The organism is Paenilisteria newyorkensis, from assembly GCF_000766145.1.
In the GTDB taxonomy this organism is placed as follows: domain Bacteria; phylum Bacillota; class Bacilli; order Lactobacillales; family Listeriaceae; genus Listeria_A; species Listeria_A newyorkensis.
The window spans coordinates 27,632-40,945 of sequence record NZ_JNFB01000008.1; the positions used below are offsets into that span (position 1 = coordinate 27,632).

Consider the following 13,314-nt stretch of genomic DNA (forward strand, 5'->3'; position numbering starts at 1 on the left):
TTCTATTTTTTATTTAGGTAAGTTGTAAATATCTTGAAACGCGGACTTCATCGCTTCCCCTGGTGTCGTTGTATAGTTTTGCTGTCTGGCAGCATTACCGGTATTTTTAGTTGGCTGTGCTTCTTTGCTGAAAAATGGGTATTTTTCCAGAACCGCTTTTACAGCCTTCGCTGGGTCCTTCTCCTCCAACTTCTCGGCAAGAGCGATCACGTCAGATAAAGAATCATCCGTTACGCCGTTTTTAAGCGCTGCGATTTGCCAATCTTTCGCTGCTGATTCGCTACTAATTCGATTCGCTTCATCCTGCGCGGCTTGCAATGCTTCCGCCTGTTTGTCTGCTTCTGTTTTCTGGCTGTCTTGGAAGTCTTTGTATGCTTTCAGTTGCTGTTGTAATGCGTCCTCACTATCCACACCTAAATCCTTCAAAAAGTCCTCTTTGCTGAATGTAGCGGGTGGCTCGGTTGGAGGTGTAGGCGGTGTCGTTGGCTCTGCTGGCGGTTCATTTCCTGCTGCATTCGGTTCCGTCGGTTCGGTTGCTGGTTCTGCAAAATGCTGGATATCAAACTTAACCATCTTTGTGTTTTTCAATTCGTCACCCCCTTTCACGTCGGCTTGATTTTGGTTTTCAGAATAAAAATTCATCCTAATTCCTCCTTTTAGGTCATATAGGTCATAATAAAAAGACCTAGCATATAGCTACGTCTCGACTATTTTTTCGCGGTTGTAACGGCGGGTCCGTCCCGTCTTATTGATAAACCGCCTCATTTTCGCTTGTCTATGCGACACAATGCGCCTCGCATCCTTCAAATCCTTTTCTGCAACGTCCATCGATTTCAACATAGATAACTGGTGTTTTGCCTTCCTGATGTTCCGCTCTAACAGCCGTTGTCGCTGTGATTCCTTGTATATTGCAATCGATGCCTTTTTGTCATAAGGGAAATGCCGTTGCACCGATACGCCTTCAATGTAGACATAGAGGCGATGCCCGCAATTTATACCGGTAACAATACCATCGATTTCTCCGTAGGTCGTACTAGATAACGGCGGATACTTTTTACTTTTACCGCTACGGCTGTATATCCTACCTTGAAATTCTAGATGCGTCGGTCGGCTCCCTGCATGGCTGGAAACTTCCACAAGGTCCACCTCATAATCATCAAATCTAGCCTCTTGGACCTTATTCCCGACGTTTTTTTGTGTATTCTTAACAACCATGTTCACATATGCTTCGGTACTCCAACGCGCTCCTCTGCGGTCGATAAGGGCAGGCATTCCATTCTCCGCCCATTTCTTCGCTGTTTTCGTCAATGCCTCATCTAACGTAATGCCACCGCCAACAAATTCAGCACTGGCCTGCGTTATGATTTCTAAGTAGATGGACGATGATTGTTTGAGCATCGTGGCGTTCATAAGTTCTAAACGGGTCAACGCTTCAATGTCCTGCGTAGCGATAACCTTAGCGATATTGGCACTATCTGAATATGACACGACGCTTTTATCGGGCAATCGATCGCGTATTTCTCTTTCGACTCTCACACCTTCACCCGCCGCCGTTTCTCGTATCATCTTCCGCATTTTATGGTTGGCCGATTTGGCCGCTTGCGTGACAGTTTGCAAATGTTGCCGTTGCAACCGACTGGCATCCTGCAATTTATCTGCGCGCCATTGTGCCAGAGTTTCCAACGTGATTCCTGCGCCATTGCCTACCGCCTTACCAATCGAATCTAATAAAAGCCCCTCTAATTTCAAATAAATATCGATTATTTGCTGTGATAGCATGATTATTCAACTCCGAACATGTCAACTACTTCTGCCGTCACTCTTTGTTCGTCCGCTTCGATTTCTGCAAGTATTTCCTCGGCTGTCGTCTCGTCAACATCCTGCGCGGCCATAATCGCCCGCTTTTTAGACTGTAAGCCTGAACCAGTTAACGCTATTTGTTGATTTATACGCGCGTCTTTGTCATTTATAATAGAATCATCAAAGGTAGTAGTAACTTCGTATTCCTCTGTTGGATATCCATTTATTCCAAAGTGATCCGCGATAAGTAATATACTCTCTACGACATTAGCAACGAAAACCTCGATATTATTCTCATGCGATTGCTTGCTCCTAAACGTCTTACTGTTCTCACTAACAACCTCTGTCGCTGTTTTCAGTCCAGTTACATCAAAACCGAACGTTGCAGCAGAGAAACCAGTTTGCGTAGATAGTGTTTTCAAATATGCATCTAATGCTGATATATGCTCACTAACACGTAGCTCCGGCGACACATCGTAGTATTTTTGATTATTTTCATCTTGTCGCATCCCCTGAAATATTTCATCATCCGTATCGAAATATTTTGTTACAGTTCCAGTCGCAACATCTGTTTTACCTTTAATCCACGCGTCTGGAACAATCGCCCTCTTGCCGCCTATTCTGAATTCTCTTTCTAAAGAGTCGAAAACCCTGTCAATCGATTTCAAAGTGTCTATAGCATTTGCGAATATAGAAATCCCGAGCGGCACATTTGTATCAACATTATTAGCTACTGCCGGCTTGCAATACGCGAAAAACGGTCGTGTCGCCTTTGGGAACTCAACTATTTCCTCTAAATCAGGATAAAGAAATGCTAAATCAACAGGTGTTCCCAGCGAGGTATCATTAATAGATGCCTTGTACAATTCGTTTCTGACGACATACCCAGTGTCTTGTTTCTCGTGCCATCTGATTAGCGTATAATTGAAATCCTTGACCTTTTTCTGCTCAACAACAATAATAGCCTGATCTATCTCTTTGTTAACATCCCACGATAGAGGAATGAAACTTTCTGCTGGAACATACGATACTTTAATGTCACCATCGCTCTTATAAATTTCGGCAGCCATTCCGCCAAGCGCCATCATAAACTCGGCATTATCCTGCGTGTTCTTGATGAATCCGTTCGCTTCCAGAATAGGAGAAACAAAGTTTCCTACCGCCTCATTATCAAAGCTAACTTCCATTTTTTCATTGCATATCATGTTAGCCATTTCTTGCGATACCTGTTTTCCCATGCCCATCGTCATCATATTACGCTGTTTCTTGACGCCTTGAACAAAGTACCAAATCGTATGATATTCACTGTAAAAACCTTGATACCAGCACCGCCACTTCGCGATATTATCGTAAAACGATTGATCTATAGGGATGTCGACTTTTTGTTGCAATTCAATCCCTTTGATAATTCTCATTCTGTACAACACCCCTTTGATTTTATTGATTAGCTTTTTAATCATCTGCTTTACCTCCTACGTTCCCCTTGTTAGGCAGTCGAGAGTATTATTTTTTAATCATTACAACTTGAAGCTTTAATTAGTCGTTGCTACCATTTTGTTGCCCTTGATGACCGTGGTGTCCATGATGCCCGTGGTGGAAATCAACAGGATAAGGAACTGGATAAGGTTGCGGATAAGATTGAGGACCGCAATAACCGCCATAACCCCGACCATATCCGTTATCACATTTAACAGCTCCTAAGATAGCGCTTAGCGTATCTTGTTCACGATACTGTGCATTCGTGTTGTTGATTTGATTCGTGATATATCCAGCAGATTCAGCGGCAGTTGCTTTGCTGTTAGCTTCAGCTAGTTGTGTTTGTAAGTTACTGATTTGACCATCTTTGATTGAATCAAGTATAGCCTGCGTATTTTGATTTGCTTGCATAGCAATACTGTTGAAACCTTGTGTTAATGTTGAATTAGTAGCGTAATTACCGGATGTAATCGCTTCTGTAACTTCTTGGAAGCCGTTAGTTTGATTAGATGCTAGGTTTTGAATAGATGTATTAGTCGCTTGATCTAGTACAAAATCTTTTGTTGCAACGTCTGCATTCTTATTGCCAAGTACATTTCCGCCGAACAAAGCTCCTAGCAACAGACCTCCTAAAAGACCTCCTCCGCCTAAGCCACCTAAGCCTCCGCCTCCAAATCCGCCATTGTTCATAATCTCATTATCAAATGCCATTTTTACCGTCCCCTTTGACCCTCGACTGCCTAACAGGAGAAACGTAGGTTAGAAACTCTTGATATATTCCTTGAAAAAATGATTTATGCTATATCTGAATTCATCCATCGCGTGATTGTCTTTGTCCGCAGGTTTTCCGTGTTCATTACGCGCGTATAGACCAACCTCTTTGATGAAATGATAGTGATCATAAGGTTTGTTATCTTCGTAGAGGTAAAAAAGCCCTTTGTCTATGCAACTTTTAGCTCGTTCAATGCCGACTTCTATTTTCAGGCCGTTTGCATCGATGGTGTCGCGACTGTTGTTGTCGGCTTTATCGGTATCGACACCAAGTAAATGCAATTCTTCTCGCAATGATTTACAGGCCGGATCAACAAAGAAGTAATCATGATGGTATCCCCATTTCGAGAAACACCAATCCTTGAATTTAACGATTTCTTTTGCATATGTGGACATCGCTTTAATGCTGCCTGTTTCCTTACCGCTGTGATAGTAGTTAGCCATGCGGTAGAGGCGATAGCTATACTTACCGCTATCGCTTTGAAATTGAGTTACAACATTAAAACTGCACGTCGTAGCGTCTGACTGCCCTCCATCCGCGCTAAAAAACGCCTCTACAACTTTTCCTTGCAGGACGCTCTTTTCGTGCTTATCTGGGTCGAAATTATTGTATATTACGCCCTCTGGCATAACTCTTTCGCCTAACCAATCACGCTTATAGAGGTAGTCGGATGTCTTACATTCATCTTCCCATTCTTTCAACCGCGAACCTGTTAAAATCGGGTTATCTTGAGGTCGCCAGTGTCTAAATCGATATGTTCCAGTCTTTACAAACGGTTCTAGCGCTTCTAAGTTAGGATGATTAGGCGCTGGCGGATTCTGTTCTACCAGGTGAAAACGACACTTAGATGCCTTTGTACGCCTAAACGCTTCTTCAATCACGGCTTTGTTAAGCAGGTTAAACTCTAGGAATGTGACCGTACCGAATGACATACCCGTTATCGAACCAACAGCATTAACCTTACCGCCACCTTTGTAATAGATGCGTTTCTCTCCCGTAGGCAGGTTCAACCACAGGTGGTCCCCGTGTTCATCGTGTCGTATCTCTCCGAAATCGGCGAAAATGTGTTCTAAACCAAATCCCTCGCAATCCATAAACATACGGTAAGCCTGTTCCTGATTGTACGCTAACACTAGATGTAGAGGGTCTGGACTAGCTGCGTAGATGATAGCCATCTTTAAAGCGTCTGACATCGTTTTACCTGAACGAATAGTGCCTTCATTCAGTTCTAAGCGGATGCCCTTGATGTTTGCATATACGTTCTCTTTCTGCTTTTCAGACAACATCATCTGGATCACCCTCGCTTTCCGGGTCCTTTTCTTCTTCCACTCCTAAACCAGTCCCTAAGTCGATTAGATCGTCAATGCGGATACGTGCTGTTTGATTTTGCGTGATTTTATTGGCTCTATTTTTAAGGATAGATGCCTCTGCTTCCATTTTTTCAGCTTGAGCCGTTATTAATCTTCTTTGAATAGCCAAACTCGAAGGGTAGCGCTTAAGTATCTCCTTAGCTGCATCTTTTCGATGATTTATATCTGGCTCTTTTTCCACTATTTCGTAACTATCAGCAAAAGAAATGATAACCTTTTCTTTAATCTCTCCTCTGGCTATTTTTGTAAGTAGTTCTAACGCTTCCGTTGCATTCATAATTCTTTCTGATTCTATTTTAGCTAGCGTTTCCTCTATATACGCCTCAATGTCAGGTTTTGCAAGGTTTTCTGTCCCTATCTGTCTAGCTGTTTTTTTGCTATATCCAGCGAGACGCGCCGCTTCCGCAGCGTTACCGCATCGTATATACTCATCTGCAAAACGCTGTTGTTTCTCTGTCAGTCCCACTACATATCACCACGCCTCCCTTTATTAGAATAGGTTTTTGATTATTTTAACAGCCTTCCGTTTTCGTCAACAGCACACTCGGTATTTATTAAACTGCCATTTTTAGAAAATCTAATGCCTTCTTTATCAACAATCCACATATGGCCTTCTTTTCCTCGAATAAGCGTGAAATCTTTAGTTATGATTGTTGTAGTATCTTCGTTTTGCATAACTTGGACGTAGCTTCCGTCATATGCCATAGGCGATTCTTCCGTTTTATCCTCAATCAAATCTTCGCGGATGTAGCGATGTCCGTTTAAATATACAGGCCCGACATAATCATCTCCAAGACCATTAAGTTCAAATTTCAGTTGTATTTCTTCCTCGGTGACTCTATCTAACTTATTTTTAAACATACTTCCCAACTCCATTCACATTTTTAAAAGCACTGCGCCTATCATTAAAAAATAAACGCAATTTCTTGATATTTTTGCGTTTAATCCGCGAGTTGTTCGTGTTGTTTGCTATTTGCATGTATTTTTTAGTTTCAGGATGATTGGACAATACACGATTAATAAACTTTTTAGCGCTTTTGATAAAATCATCGATTGCTACAGCAATTTTCTTGATAAACTTAACTATTTCCTCGAACGCTTTACGAACTTTATCCTCGAATTCTTGGTTATTTTCCATTCTTCCCACTCCTTATATAGATTACTACCGCGCATAAACAACCAATAACTAGCCATAACCACCAATAATGTATAAGCTTCTCGCCTTCTGTCATATGGACCATATCGTGTAGGAATTGATTCATTTCGCCGCTACCGCTCTGGCAAACTTAGCTCTAAGCTCTTCTGCAATTCTTTGTTTGGAAAGGTTGTCTAAGAAAAATCTTGCTTTCTGCGATATTTTCCATCCATTCACTGGATAACCACTTAGGACGCTATTGGCCCGCAAAAAAGAATACCGTTCATTACCAAGTAATACGGTTGATTGATCGAAGTAGCTGGTAATAACCGTTCCCTTGCCTTTAATAAAGCTCTCCATCTCATCTTTAACATCTTTCGAATCATGACAAATGACAATAAACTGTTTCATATTATCAACTCCTCACCCAAAATAAAAAGCACTACGCGTTGTAGTGCCTGCTCGGCGTGTTTAATGTCCAGTAAGCGTAGGACAGTTATGTAAATCCGCAGTTATAAAACCAGGTAACTTCTGCGGTGCCGTTCGTCAACGACTTGTTTTTTGTTCTCCTCTTTCCATTCGTTCTACCCGTAGGCGAGGATACACTATACTATACATAGCGCTGGAAACTAATTTAATAAGAGCCTTCACGTTTGATGACTATGTATTATTCCAGCCCGTCAGACGGATTCTGGAATTGATCGCTTTGATAAAAAAGAGAGAAGCGGGAAAAGAAGTTATCGATTTTTGGTTTATCCCACTTCTCTCATACTACAATTATACAACGCTTTTTCGCTCTAAAAGTATCAAGAAAGTATCATTTTTGTTTTAGCACTTCAATTCCGAGTGTCGTGGCTAACTGTATGACACCCTTACGCTTTTCGCGTTTGTACTGCGCTTCTTCATAAGGTATGTCAATCATGACATCGATATCCCGCGAATCATGTATGAAGCACTCGATGATGATTTTGCGCTGAATATGATCCAGTTGGTTTATAATCACATCGTATTTTTTTACTGCATCTTGCGCGGTTTGAATGTTATCTATGTTGTGTATAACAGCATCTTCTACCTTGCTGTTGAACTGGTTTGAAAACGAAGGAGGCGCAATAGTGTACGTTGTTGTCACGGATGGTAGTATAAGCGCGCCTGCTTTCAAACGAAGAATTTTGTAATCCTCGAAAAACTTTTTCAAAGCGCGAACGGTACCGATATAATCAATATCGCTCGCTTGTGGTAGGTCAAATAAACTCAATAAAAGCGCCCCCTATGGTATAATTAATTTGCGGATTAATTAGCGGGGCGCGAGCCTCGTTTTTTTATTTTCCTCCTACTCGTAATGATGCAATGCTAACTATTGTTGCACTTACTTCGTTGGGTTTAGTGTTTGTTTTTGCGGCGTATAATTCTTTAATTGTTTCTTGCACATATTCAATGTCGCACTTTCCTATAATCGACTTTTTAAGACTTACAACCGTAGCGGCTGGGTAACTTTCACCGTCATATATCACGTATTGCATTAAAAAATTATTTGTTCGATATCTTTTTACCACATTCACCACCCCCAAGCCCAAAGTACGCCTTTTACAAGTAAACCAGCTATTCCGATAAAAGCTATTGTTACCAGAATTAAAACAAATACATTCACGATTTTTTCTTCTATTTTCTTCATTCTTTTTCCTCCTATTCATAATTAACTTCGTTTGGACTGACGTCTCCATCTACAGTTTCCGTATCTATAACGTGGTGTCTTTGTAAAAGACCAGCGCCGAAGTAGTTAATAGTGGTTTTAAGTATTCCTTTGTCTTGAATACCACCAGAAATAAACTCGTCATATTCTCCAACGCTTATACTGTCCGTTCCCTTGTATTTAATTTCTCGGTAGTACCTATAAGTAACAACAGGTTGAGAATCCGTAGGGTGTACTTCGAGTAACTTTTCCCTGTAAACATATACAGTATTCCTATCGTCTCTTTGTATAGTTGCTTTTTCTACATCTAAGACTGATACATAGTTTCCGCCGTCTTTCTTTGCTTTATACGATATTGCTGATATAAACGCTATGACTATTAAAAGAAGTAACATTACAATTATTGAGATTGTCTTTTTATTGTCTTTATATATATTCACACCTCCACAAACCCTCTGCCCTCGTGTTTAAGGCAAATTATCGAATCCATATACTTCCGTTCAAAAAGCTTTTGTTTGAGCTTAAACGCCTCGGTTTTCACGCCTTTGATGTCGATAATTTCGGTGTGTCCATCTGCGTATAGAACTTCGAAATCGGCGACGTACTCTATTTTTTGATGAGTCTTGCCGTTTTTCCTGAATCCTTCTTGCAGCAGGTACCGAGGTTGGAGTTTAAAACTCTCAACCTCGCCCGCCTTCTTAAGTAGTTTCAGGTGACCGTAATACGTCGCTTCCGCCTTGCTATCGAATGTAAATCCGTCTACAGTAGTTTTCTTATTACCGTATTTACTTCGCGTAGCTGGTCGCTTCGTTGATGACGATCGCTTCATACTTTGTCTCAATTTCTTCATCCCCCATGTCCTCATAAAATGTAACTGGCTTATTTTCCGATTTACTCAACGCTTGAATCATAAAGTTGCGATCCGATTCGTTTTTCACCTACTCCGCCTCCCCATCAGAAATCCATACGCCTTTTTTGAAATCAGATGTCGGCCTCATCCCATACCCTTGCATTCTACCTTCCGACCAGAATTCAATGTTTGCTGGCAACTCTGGATCGGTATCATAGTAAACAACCTCCGCGTTCTCCCGCTCTGTGAGGAGTCTGTGTGCAAGGTCAAATAGCTTTGCGAGTTGAGCCGTGCCTATTTCATTAATAATTTGCGTTCCGCCGTCTCGCATTTGATAAAATACTTCATCTAAAAATTCCCTATCCTTCTCATTCTGCGTCATCGTCTTGTGCCTCCTTTATTCTTTCTCTTTAAGTACCTTTAAGGTGTAGCTGTAATAGTCCCGAACGCTCCCATAACTTTTTTCAGCGTCATGTTCCACATCTACCAAACACCAATAGCCTAGATTGTTGTATTGTTCAAGATAAGATGTCAACTCTACAAAATTGAGTTCTCGTTTTTCATCGATTTGTTCCAGCTTTTCCAATCCGTTCATTCCGCATCCTCCTCGCAATATCGTGCAATCCACTCCGCCGGCACACGTTTAACAAAACCAGCCTTGAAAAATGTCAATTCTTTCTCTAACTCCGCAACGCTTGCATGTTCCTCTGGCGTATCGTAAAACCTCGCTCGTGCTTTGCGTGCTTCCAAATCTTCCAATATCGCCTTTTCTAGCTTTTTGTCGAAATTCATTCCGCCACCTCCTGTTCAAGCGCCCAGTTTGTGAACGCAATAATCAAGTGCAAATCAATTGTATATAAGTAAAAATCTATCGTATTTTTTGCTGACCGCTCCTTACTTGCTATTTTAGGTCGATGCTCTGATTCGAAATTGTAGTCGTCGGTATAGAAATTCTTCATCACTTCTAAATCCGTCATTCCTCCGCACACCCTTCCAGCAATTCCGGACTATTATGGATATTACCTCTAATCCCAATATCATCCGTGACTTCCCACAAATCATCTGACACCGTTTCCCACTGATATAAGAATTTCCCTTCGTCGAACACAACAACGCCCCAACACTCGGTATGATCGTCCCAGCCGATATCCCCTTCAAAAATCTTGTTGCCGTTTTTGTCACGTAGTCCTGTGTACTCCGTCAGTTCTATTTCTTCATCAGCTTTGTTTAATACGATACAATCATCTTCGGTGTGCGTTACAAGTAACACAGCGCCATCGTTGCGTACCACAAAATCGTCAACGTTAAGCCATCTTTTTTTCGTTTTGTCATATGCTCTAAACTCAATCGGTCTCATTCGGCACCTCCTACAATTCTTTTGCCATCCACATGTAATTCCAGCCCTGAAACAATTCGTTCAACTCCATCGTAATCATCAATGTAATACTCGTGATTATCAGGTATTTCAAGTACTTCTAACTCTGACAAGTTAGTGCTAGCTTCTGCGTCTAACTCTTCAACGATTTGAACCAGGTCTTTATCTTCTCTATCGAAATCTACGTCAATTTCATTCTTATATCGTAGTTCATCAAAACTAATGTCACCATTTTCACATAAATCAAGCGGTTCTCTAAAATAGTAAATATTATCCCAAAAACCTTCTTTATAATCTTTGTCTATGGCTTTTAAATTTTCTGCCTCACGCTCAAGATTTTTATCCATTTGCACATACGCAAATACTGTTTCTCCTTTTAACTCTAGTACTCTTAATATTGCTTTTGAAGATAGCCCATACCCTCCATAACACCTATTCACAACTAGTTTCATGTTCGCGCTCCTCTCCTCTATGTGGCGCATCCTTTATCTCGCCTATTTTCCGCTCACATTCTGCACAGTAAATAAATTTGCTTGCTGGCTTAAGAACGATGTTATCAGGTTCTACATATTCCGCCTCGTCTTCGGTCATGTCCTCCCCGTCAAAGTGATAGTAATGTCGAATAGGCTCCTCTAATTTCACTTTTTCGAAATAGCCTTTATTACTCTTGCAATACTTGCACTCCATCACGCCTCACCCTCTCCTAATAGCGCCCACTCACCGCTATTTACACGCTCATTGATTTCTGTATTCATCATCGACCAATGATCGCCTTCATACGCTTTAGTGAAAAATGAGATAAACGCGGAATACTCTGACCATCGCGGAATAATTGTGATGATATGCCCGTCACCGTCTCTTACTGCGACTTGCTGCGTTTGTTCTTCGATTTTAAAAACGTTCACTACGTCCCAAGTTCCGTCGCCCGTTTTTTTAATTACCTCGCCACTTTCTAATTTATCTAACAGTTTTTGACTACTGTTCTCGCCTAGTCGGAATTTTACTCGAATTAAATGTTGTGATACTTCTCCATGCTTCCTTACTAATTGCACGGCTTCTTCATATAATTCATCAATATTTGTCATCACGCCTCACCCTCTCCTATATCTTGAAATGAGTAATACACATTTGCCGTGAACATTTGTGATTTTGATTTTACGACTCTATCAAGCGCCTTAGTTGCGCATGTTGAGCATAAATCTAAGCGTTTAACCCCAATGTTTCCGCCATATTTTCGATGGAAATTACCGTACTCGTCAAGATGTCCGATATTTAAAACTGCCACAGTCATCTTTGCTATTGGGAATCCGTTTTCCTCGCTCCTTCTGCAAGTATCGCACTCTACATGAGTAGTGATTGTTTCAGTCCTCAAGCGCTTCACCCTCCAATTTCTTCAACTTTGAACAGTCGTTTGTCACAGTTGATGCAGTACGTGTATTTACTTTCCTTTGTAAACAATGTATCGTGAAAATAGGAATTATCTTTTTCCTGACCGTTAAAATTATGATGCCATTCCCCGCTACCTGAAAATCGATTTTTAATGTAATAACCCTCGTCTGAATGACAATGTGGACACTCACTTATTGGCGCTTTTTGCTCGTTCATTCTACGTCCACCCACTTCACATTTCTTTCGCTTATTATGAATGCAATTCCTTGCCGATTCATTCCCTCGTCATACATAGTTACGCCATTATTTTCGTCAGGGTAATCTAATTCGAATCCTGCACTCTTTAAATATTTTTCTGCCTCTAATCTGTTCTTTAATCGTATTGTTTTTTGGTCGCCTTCAACAGCAAGTACAGTTACAATCATCCTTCGCCCTCCTCAACCGGCACGGCAAAATCGCTATATTTTTTATTGTATCTCGTTTCAATCGCTGAAATTTCAGCTTTTGTAAAATACTGCTTATAGTATCCATCATTATTACTTTCATATTGAACAATGATATCGCCATCGCCCAAATCGAAAAATAGTTGCCTGTCCGTACCATCATCAACAATTACAATTTCATATAATGGCCCCTTTTCGACTGTGTAGCCGTCAAGTACTGCGCGTATAAGGTCTAGTTTATGCTTTATAACGTATTCAGTTGCCGCAGTAGAAAGTTTGTCCGTGAAAGCTATTAATTGGTTATGTGAAGAACCAAACTCGGCTGCACATATCATACGAATCATATCCACGTTGCAAGCGTCATATTTCCCTTCAAGATAAACGCGCTTCGTATCCCTATAAATTGTATCAAACCACTGTGGCACCACAACTAACGCTGGTGCTGGGGCTAGGTCATAGATATGAATCCAACGGTTATCACTGCTCGTACCTATGCGATACATTTCGCCGTCTTTATCTATTTCAAGAATCTTTTTTGTTAACAACCTGCTTTCAGCAATCACCTGCACGCGATCACCAACTTGGAATTTTTGTGTCATGCTTGTTCCTCCTTCAAAACAGCTAGATTTAGTGATGCATTTGATAGCCCGTCTAACGCATTTGAAAGTTCGTCATGCATTTCCATGTAATCGAGCTGTTTATCTCCGTAATCTTTATCGCCTGCATCAACATCAATCAGTGTTACAATCGCGTTATATGCGGCTCTTATACGTTTTTTATACTCTTCATACTCCCTTTTTTCCATTTTTTCAGGCATTATTCTTCCTCCTTCAATTCTTTAATTTCCAAATCGTCGTCCAACATGTTCGAGTCCAGCCAATCAGGCTCTCCACGGTCACCAGCGTAAAATTTCGCTTCTGCTTCCTCGGTTGACTCGGCTTGTATTTCGACGGTCATCAGTACTTTTTCCGTCCATTTCAACTTAAATATTGGCATCAGATTTCCACCTCTTTC

27 protein-coding genes are annotated in these 13,314 nt (G+C 41.1%); all 27 read right to left on the bottom strand.

Going from position 1 to position 13,314, the window contains the following annotated elements; genetic code table 11:
• Positions 1 to 9: 9 nt before the first annotated feature.
• Positions 10 to 642, bottom strand: a complete 633-nt coding sequence (locus EP58_RS16875) for a hypothetical protein (RefSeq protein ID WP_052171332.1) — start codon at positions 640 to 642, stop codon at positions 10 to 12.
• 54 nt (positions 643 to 696) lie between these two features.
• Entirely contained in the window at positions 697 to 1,779 is a 1,083-nt protein-coding gene (locus EP58_RS03050; protein ID WP_036089897.1) for a phage minor capsid protein, read from the bottom strand.
• A gap of 2 nt (positions 1,780 to 1,781) precedes the next feature.
• Entirely contained in the window at positions 1,782 to 3,260 is a 1,479-nt protein-coding gene (locus EP58_RS03055) for a phage portal protein (protein WP_036089902.1), read from the bottom strand.
• 76 nt (positions 3,261 to 3,336) lie between these two features.
• The gene (locus tag EP58_RS03060) at positions 3,337 to 3,987 is read right to left on the bottom strand and encodes a hypothetical protein (RefSeq protein WP_036089904.1); all 651 of its coding nucleotides are present in this window, start codon (positions 3,985 to 3,987) and stop codon (positions 3,337 to 3,339) included.
• 48 nt (positions 3,988 to 4,035) lie between these two features.
• On the bottom strand, positions 4,036 to 5,337 hold the full coding sequence (locus EP58_RS03065) for a PBSX family phage terminase large subunit (protein WP_174207504.1): 1,302 nt from the start codon (positions 5,335 to 5,337) through the stop codon (positions 4,036 to 4,038).
• The gene (locus EP58_RS03070) at positions 5,324 to 5,884 is read right to left on the bottom strand and encodes a terminase small subunit (RefSeq protein WP_036089909.1); all 561 of its coding nucleotides are present in this window, start codon (positions 5,882 to 5,884) and stop codon (positions 5,324 to 5,326) included. Before EP58_RS03070 ends, EP58_RS03065 begins: the two co-directional genes overlap by 14 nt.
• Positions 5,885 to 5,925: 41 nt before the next feature.
• Entirely contained in the window at positions 5,926 to 6,279 is a 354-nt protein-coding gene (locus tag EP58_RS03075; protein WP_036089911.1) for a hypothetical protein, read from the bottom strand.
• Complete coding sequence (locus EP58_RS03080; RefSeq protein ID WP_036089913.1) at positions 6,272 to 6,556, bottom strand: hypothetical protein; 285 nt, start codon at positions 6,554 to 6,556, stop codon at positions 6,272 to 6,274. The genes EP58_RS03075 and EP58_RS03080 overlap by 8 nt, the downstream gene beginning before the upstream one ends.
• A gap of 120 nt (positions 6,557 to 6,676) precedes the next feature.
• A complete protein-coding gene (locus EP58_RS03085; RefSeq protein ID WP_036089915.1) occupies positions 6,677 to 6,964 on the bottom strand; it encodes a hypothetical protein in 288 nt (95 codons plus the stop codon).
• A 406-nt stretch (positions 6,965 to 7,370) separates the two neighbouring features.
• Entirely contained in the window at positions 7,371 to 7,808 is a 438-nt protein-coding gene (locus EP58_RS03090; RefSeq protein ID WP_036089918.1) for an ArpU family phage packaging/lysis transcriptional regulator, read from the bottom strand.
• Positions 7,809 to 7,872: 64 nt separating this feature from the next.
• Positions 7,873 to 8,106 carry a hypothetical protein gene (locus EP58_RS03095; RefSeq protein ID WP_036089919.1) on the bottom strand — a complete coding sequence of 78 codons (234 nt, stop codon included), beginning with the start codon at positions 8,104 to 8,106 and terminating at the stop codon, positions 7,873 to 7,875.
• Between the two features lie 130 nt (positions 8,107 to 8,236).
• Positions 8,237 to 8,683, bottom strand: coding sequence for a hypothetical protein (locus EP58_RS03100; RefSeq protein ID WP_036089921.1), 447 nt, complete (start codon positions 8,681 to 8,683; stop codon positions 8,237 to 8,239).
• Positions 8,680 to 9,093 carry a DUF1064 domain-containing protein gene (locus tag EP58_RS03105; RefSeq protein WP_420912085.1) on the bottom strand — a complete coding sequence of 138 codons (414 nt, stop codon included), beginning with the start codon at positions 9,091 to 9,093 and terminating at the stop codon, positions 8,680 to 8,682. Before EP58_RS03105 ends, EP58_RS03100 begins: the two co-directional genes overlap by 4 nt.
• Positions 9,029 to 9,181 carry a hypothetical protein gene (locus EP58_RS17420; protein ID WP_159106206.1) on the bottom strand — a complete coding sequence of 51 codons (153 nt, stop codon included), beginning with the start codon at positions 9,179 to 9,181 and terminating at the stop codon, positions 9,029 to 9,031. The genes EP58_RS03105 and EP58_RS17420 overlap by 65 nt, the downstream gene beginning before the upstream one ends.
• Positions 9,182 to 9,475 carry a hypothetical protein gene (locus tag EP58_RS03110; RefSeq protein WP_036089923.1) on the bottom strand — a complete coding sequence of 98 codons (294 nt, stop codon included), beginning with the start codon at positions 9,473 to 9,475 and terminating at the stop codon, positions 9,182 to 9,184.
• A gap of 15 nt (positions 9,476 to 9,490) precedes the next feature.
• Positions 9,491 to 9,688: a hypothetical protein gene (locus EP58_RS03115; RefSeq protein WP_036089925.1), complete on the bottom strand. Its 198-nt coding sequence runs from the start codon at positions 9,686 to 9,688 to the stop codon at positions 9,491 to 9,493.
• A complete protein-coding gene (locus EP58_RS03120; protein ID WP_036089928.1) occupies positions 9,685 to 9,885 on the bottom strand; it encodes a hypothetical protein in 201 nt (66 codons plus the stop codon). The genes EP58_RS03115 and EP58_RS03120 overlap by 4 nt, the downstream gene beginning before the upstream one ends.
• Positions 9,882 to 10,070 (bottom strand): hypothetical protein, encoded by a 189-nt coding sequence (locus EP58_RS03125; RefSeq protein ID WP_036089930.1) that lies wholly within the window; start codon positions 10,068 to 10,070, stop codon positions 9,882 to 9,884. The genes EP58_RS03120 and EP58_RS03125 overlap by 4 nt, the downstream gene beginning before the upstream one ends.
• Entirely contained in the window at positions 10,067 to 10,450 is a 384-nt protein-coding gene (locus EP58_RS03130; protein ID WP_036089933.1) for a YopX family protein, read from the bottom strand. The genes EP58_RS03125 and EP58_RS03130 overlap by 4 nt, the downstream gene beginning before the upstream one ends.
• Positions 10,447 to 10,920 carry a hypothetical protein gene (locus EP58_RS03135; RefSeq protein ID WP_036089936.1) on the bottom strand — a complete coding sequence of 158 codons (474 nt, stop codon included), beginning with the start codon at positions 10,918 to 10,920 and terminating at the stop codon, positions 10,447 to 10,449. The genes EP58_RS03130 and EP58_RS03135 overlap by 4 nt, the downstream gene beginning before the upstream one ends.
• Complete coding sequence (locus EP58_RS03140) at positions 10,901 to 11,158, bottom strand: hypothetical protein (RefSeq protein WP_141087976.1); 258 nt, start codon at positions 11,156 to 11,158, stop codon at positions 10,901 to 10,903. Before EP58_RS03140 ends, EP58_RS03135 begins: the two co-directional genes overlap by 20 nt.
• A complete protein-coding gene (locus EP58_RS03145) occupies positions 11,155 to 11,553 on the bottom strand; it encodes a DNA translocase FtsK (protein WP_036089939.1) in 399 nt (132 codons plus the stop codon). The genes EP58_RS03140 and EP58_RS03145 overlap by 4 nt, the downstream gene beginning before the upstream one ends.
• Positions 11,554 to 11,845: 292 nt before the next feature.
• Positions 11,846 to 12,073, bottom strand: coding sequence for a hypothetical protein (locus EP58_RS03155; protein WP_036089945.1), 228 nt, complete (start codon positions 12,071 to 12,073; stop codon positions 11,846 to 11,848).
• Positions 12,070 to 12,282 carry a hypothetical protein gene (locus EP58_RS03160; protein ID WP_036089948.1) on the bottom strand — a complete coding sequence of 71 codons (213 nt, stop codon included), beginning with the start codon at positions 12,280 to 12,282 and terminating at the stop codon, positions 12,070 to 12,072. Before EP58_RS03160 ends, EP58_RS03155 begins: the two co-directional genes overlap by 4 nt.
• Positions 12,279 to 12,899 (bottom strand): DUF1642 domain-containing protein, encoded by a 621-nt coding sequence (locus EP58_RS03165; protein WP_036089951.1) that lies wholly within the window; start codon positions 12,897 to 12,899, stop codon positions 12,279 to 12,281. Before EP58_RS03165 ends, EP58_RS03160 begins: the two co-directional genes overlap by 4 nt.
• A complete protein-coding gene (locus tag EP58_RS03170) occupies positions 12,896 to 13,117 on the bottom strand; it encodes a hypothetical protein (protein WP_036089953.1) in 222 nt (73 codons plus the stop codon). Before EP58_RS03170 ends, EP58_RS03165 begins: the two co-directional genes overlap by 4 nt.
• On the bottom strand, positions 13,117 to 13,296 hold the full coding sequence (locus EP58_RS03175) for a hypothetical protein (RefSeq protein ID WP_036089957.1): 180 nt from the start codon (positions 13,294 to 13,296) through the stop codon (positions 13,117 to 13,119). Before EP58_RS03175 ends, EP58_RS03170 begins: the two co-directional genes overlap by 1 nt.
• Positions 13,297 to 13,314: the final 18 nt, after the last annotated feature.

Coding starts and splice junctions, on each gene's coding strand:
- EP58_RS03055 (WP_036089902.1), bottom strand. CDS start 3,260: ATGATTAAAAAGCTAATCAATAAAATCAAAGGGGTGTTGTACAGAATG.
- EP58_RS03125 (WP_036089930.1), bottom strand. CDS start 10,070: ATGACGGATTTAGAAGTGATGAAGAATTTCTATACCGACGACTACAAT.
- EP58_RS03085 (WP_036089915.1), bottom strand. CDS start 6,964: ATGAAACAGTTTATTGTCATTTGTCATGATTCGAAAGATGTTAAAGAT.
- EP58_RS03115 (WP_036089925.1), bottom strand. CDS start 9,688: ATGAACGGATTGGAAAAGCTGGAACAAATCGATGAAAAACGAGAACTC.
- EP58_RS16875 (WP_052171332.1), bottom strand. CDS start 642: ATGAATTTTTATTCTGAAAACCAAAATCAAGCCGACGTGAAAGGGGGT.
- EP58_RS03130 (WP_036089933.1), bottom strand. CDS start 10,450: ATGAGACCGATTGAGTTTAGAGCATATGACAAAACGAAAAAAAGATGG.
- EP58_RS03065 (WP_174207504.1), bottom strand. CDS start 5,337: ATGATGTTGTCTGAAAAGCAGAAAGAGAACGTATATGCAAACATCAAG.
- EP58_RS03175 (WP_036089957.1), bottom strand. CDS start 13,296: ATGCCAATATTTAAGTTGAAATGGACGGAAAAAGTACTGATGACCGTC.
- EP58_RS03050 (WP_036089897.1), bottom strand. CDS start 1,779: ATGCTATCACAGCAAATAATCGATATTTATTTGAAATTAGAGGGGCTT.
- EP58_RS03135 (WP_036089936.1), bottom strand. CDS start 10,920: ATGAAACTAGTTGTGAATAGGTGTTATGGAGGGTATGGGCTATCTTCA.
- EP58_RS03105 (WP_420912085.1), bottom strand. CDS start 9,093: ATGAAGAAATTGAGACAAAGTATGAAGCGATCGTCATCAACGAAGCGA.
- EP58_RS03165 (WP_036089951.1), bottom strand. CDS start 12,899: ATGACACAAAAATTCCAAGTTGGTGATCGCGTGCAGGTGATTGCTGAA.
- EP58_RS03120 (WP_036089928.1), bottom strand. CDS start 9,885: ATGAATTTCGACAAAAAGCTAGAAAAGGCGATATTGGAAGATTTGGAA.
- EP58_RS03110 (WP_036089923.1), bottom strand. CDS start 9,475: ATGACGCAGAATGAGAAGGATAGGGAATTTTTAGATGAAGTATTTTAT.
- EP58_RS03075 (WP_036089911.1), bottom strand. CDS start 6,279: ATGTTTAAAAATAAGTTAGATAGAGTCACCGAGGAAGAAATACAACTG.
- EP58_RS03160 (WP_036089948.1), bottom strand. CDS start 12,282: ATGATTGTAACTGTACTTGCTGTTGAAGGCGACCAAAAAACAATACGA.
- EP58_RS03060 (WP_036089904.1), bottom strand. CDS start 3,987: ATGGCATTTGATAATGAGATTATGAACAATGGCGGATTTGGAGGCGGA.
- EP58_RS03080 (WP_036089913.1), bottom strand. CDS start 6,556: ATGGAAAATAACCAAGAATTCGAGGATAAAGTTCGTAAAGCGTTCGAG.
- EP58_RS03145 (WP_036089939.1), bottom strand. CDS start 11,553: ATGACAAATATTGATGAATTATATGAAGAAGCCGTGCAATTAGTAAGG.
- EP58_RS03170 (WP_036089953.1), bottom strand. CDS start 13,117: ATGCCTGAAAAAATGGAAAAAAGGGAGTATGAAGAGTATAAAAAACGT.
- EP58_RS03155 (WP_036089945.1), bottom strand. CDS start 12,073: ATGAACGAGCAAAAAGCGCCAATAAGTGAGTGTCCACATTGTCATTCA.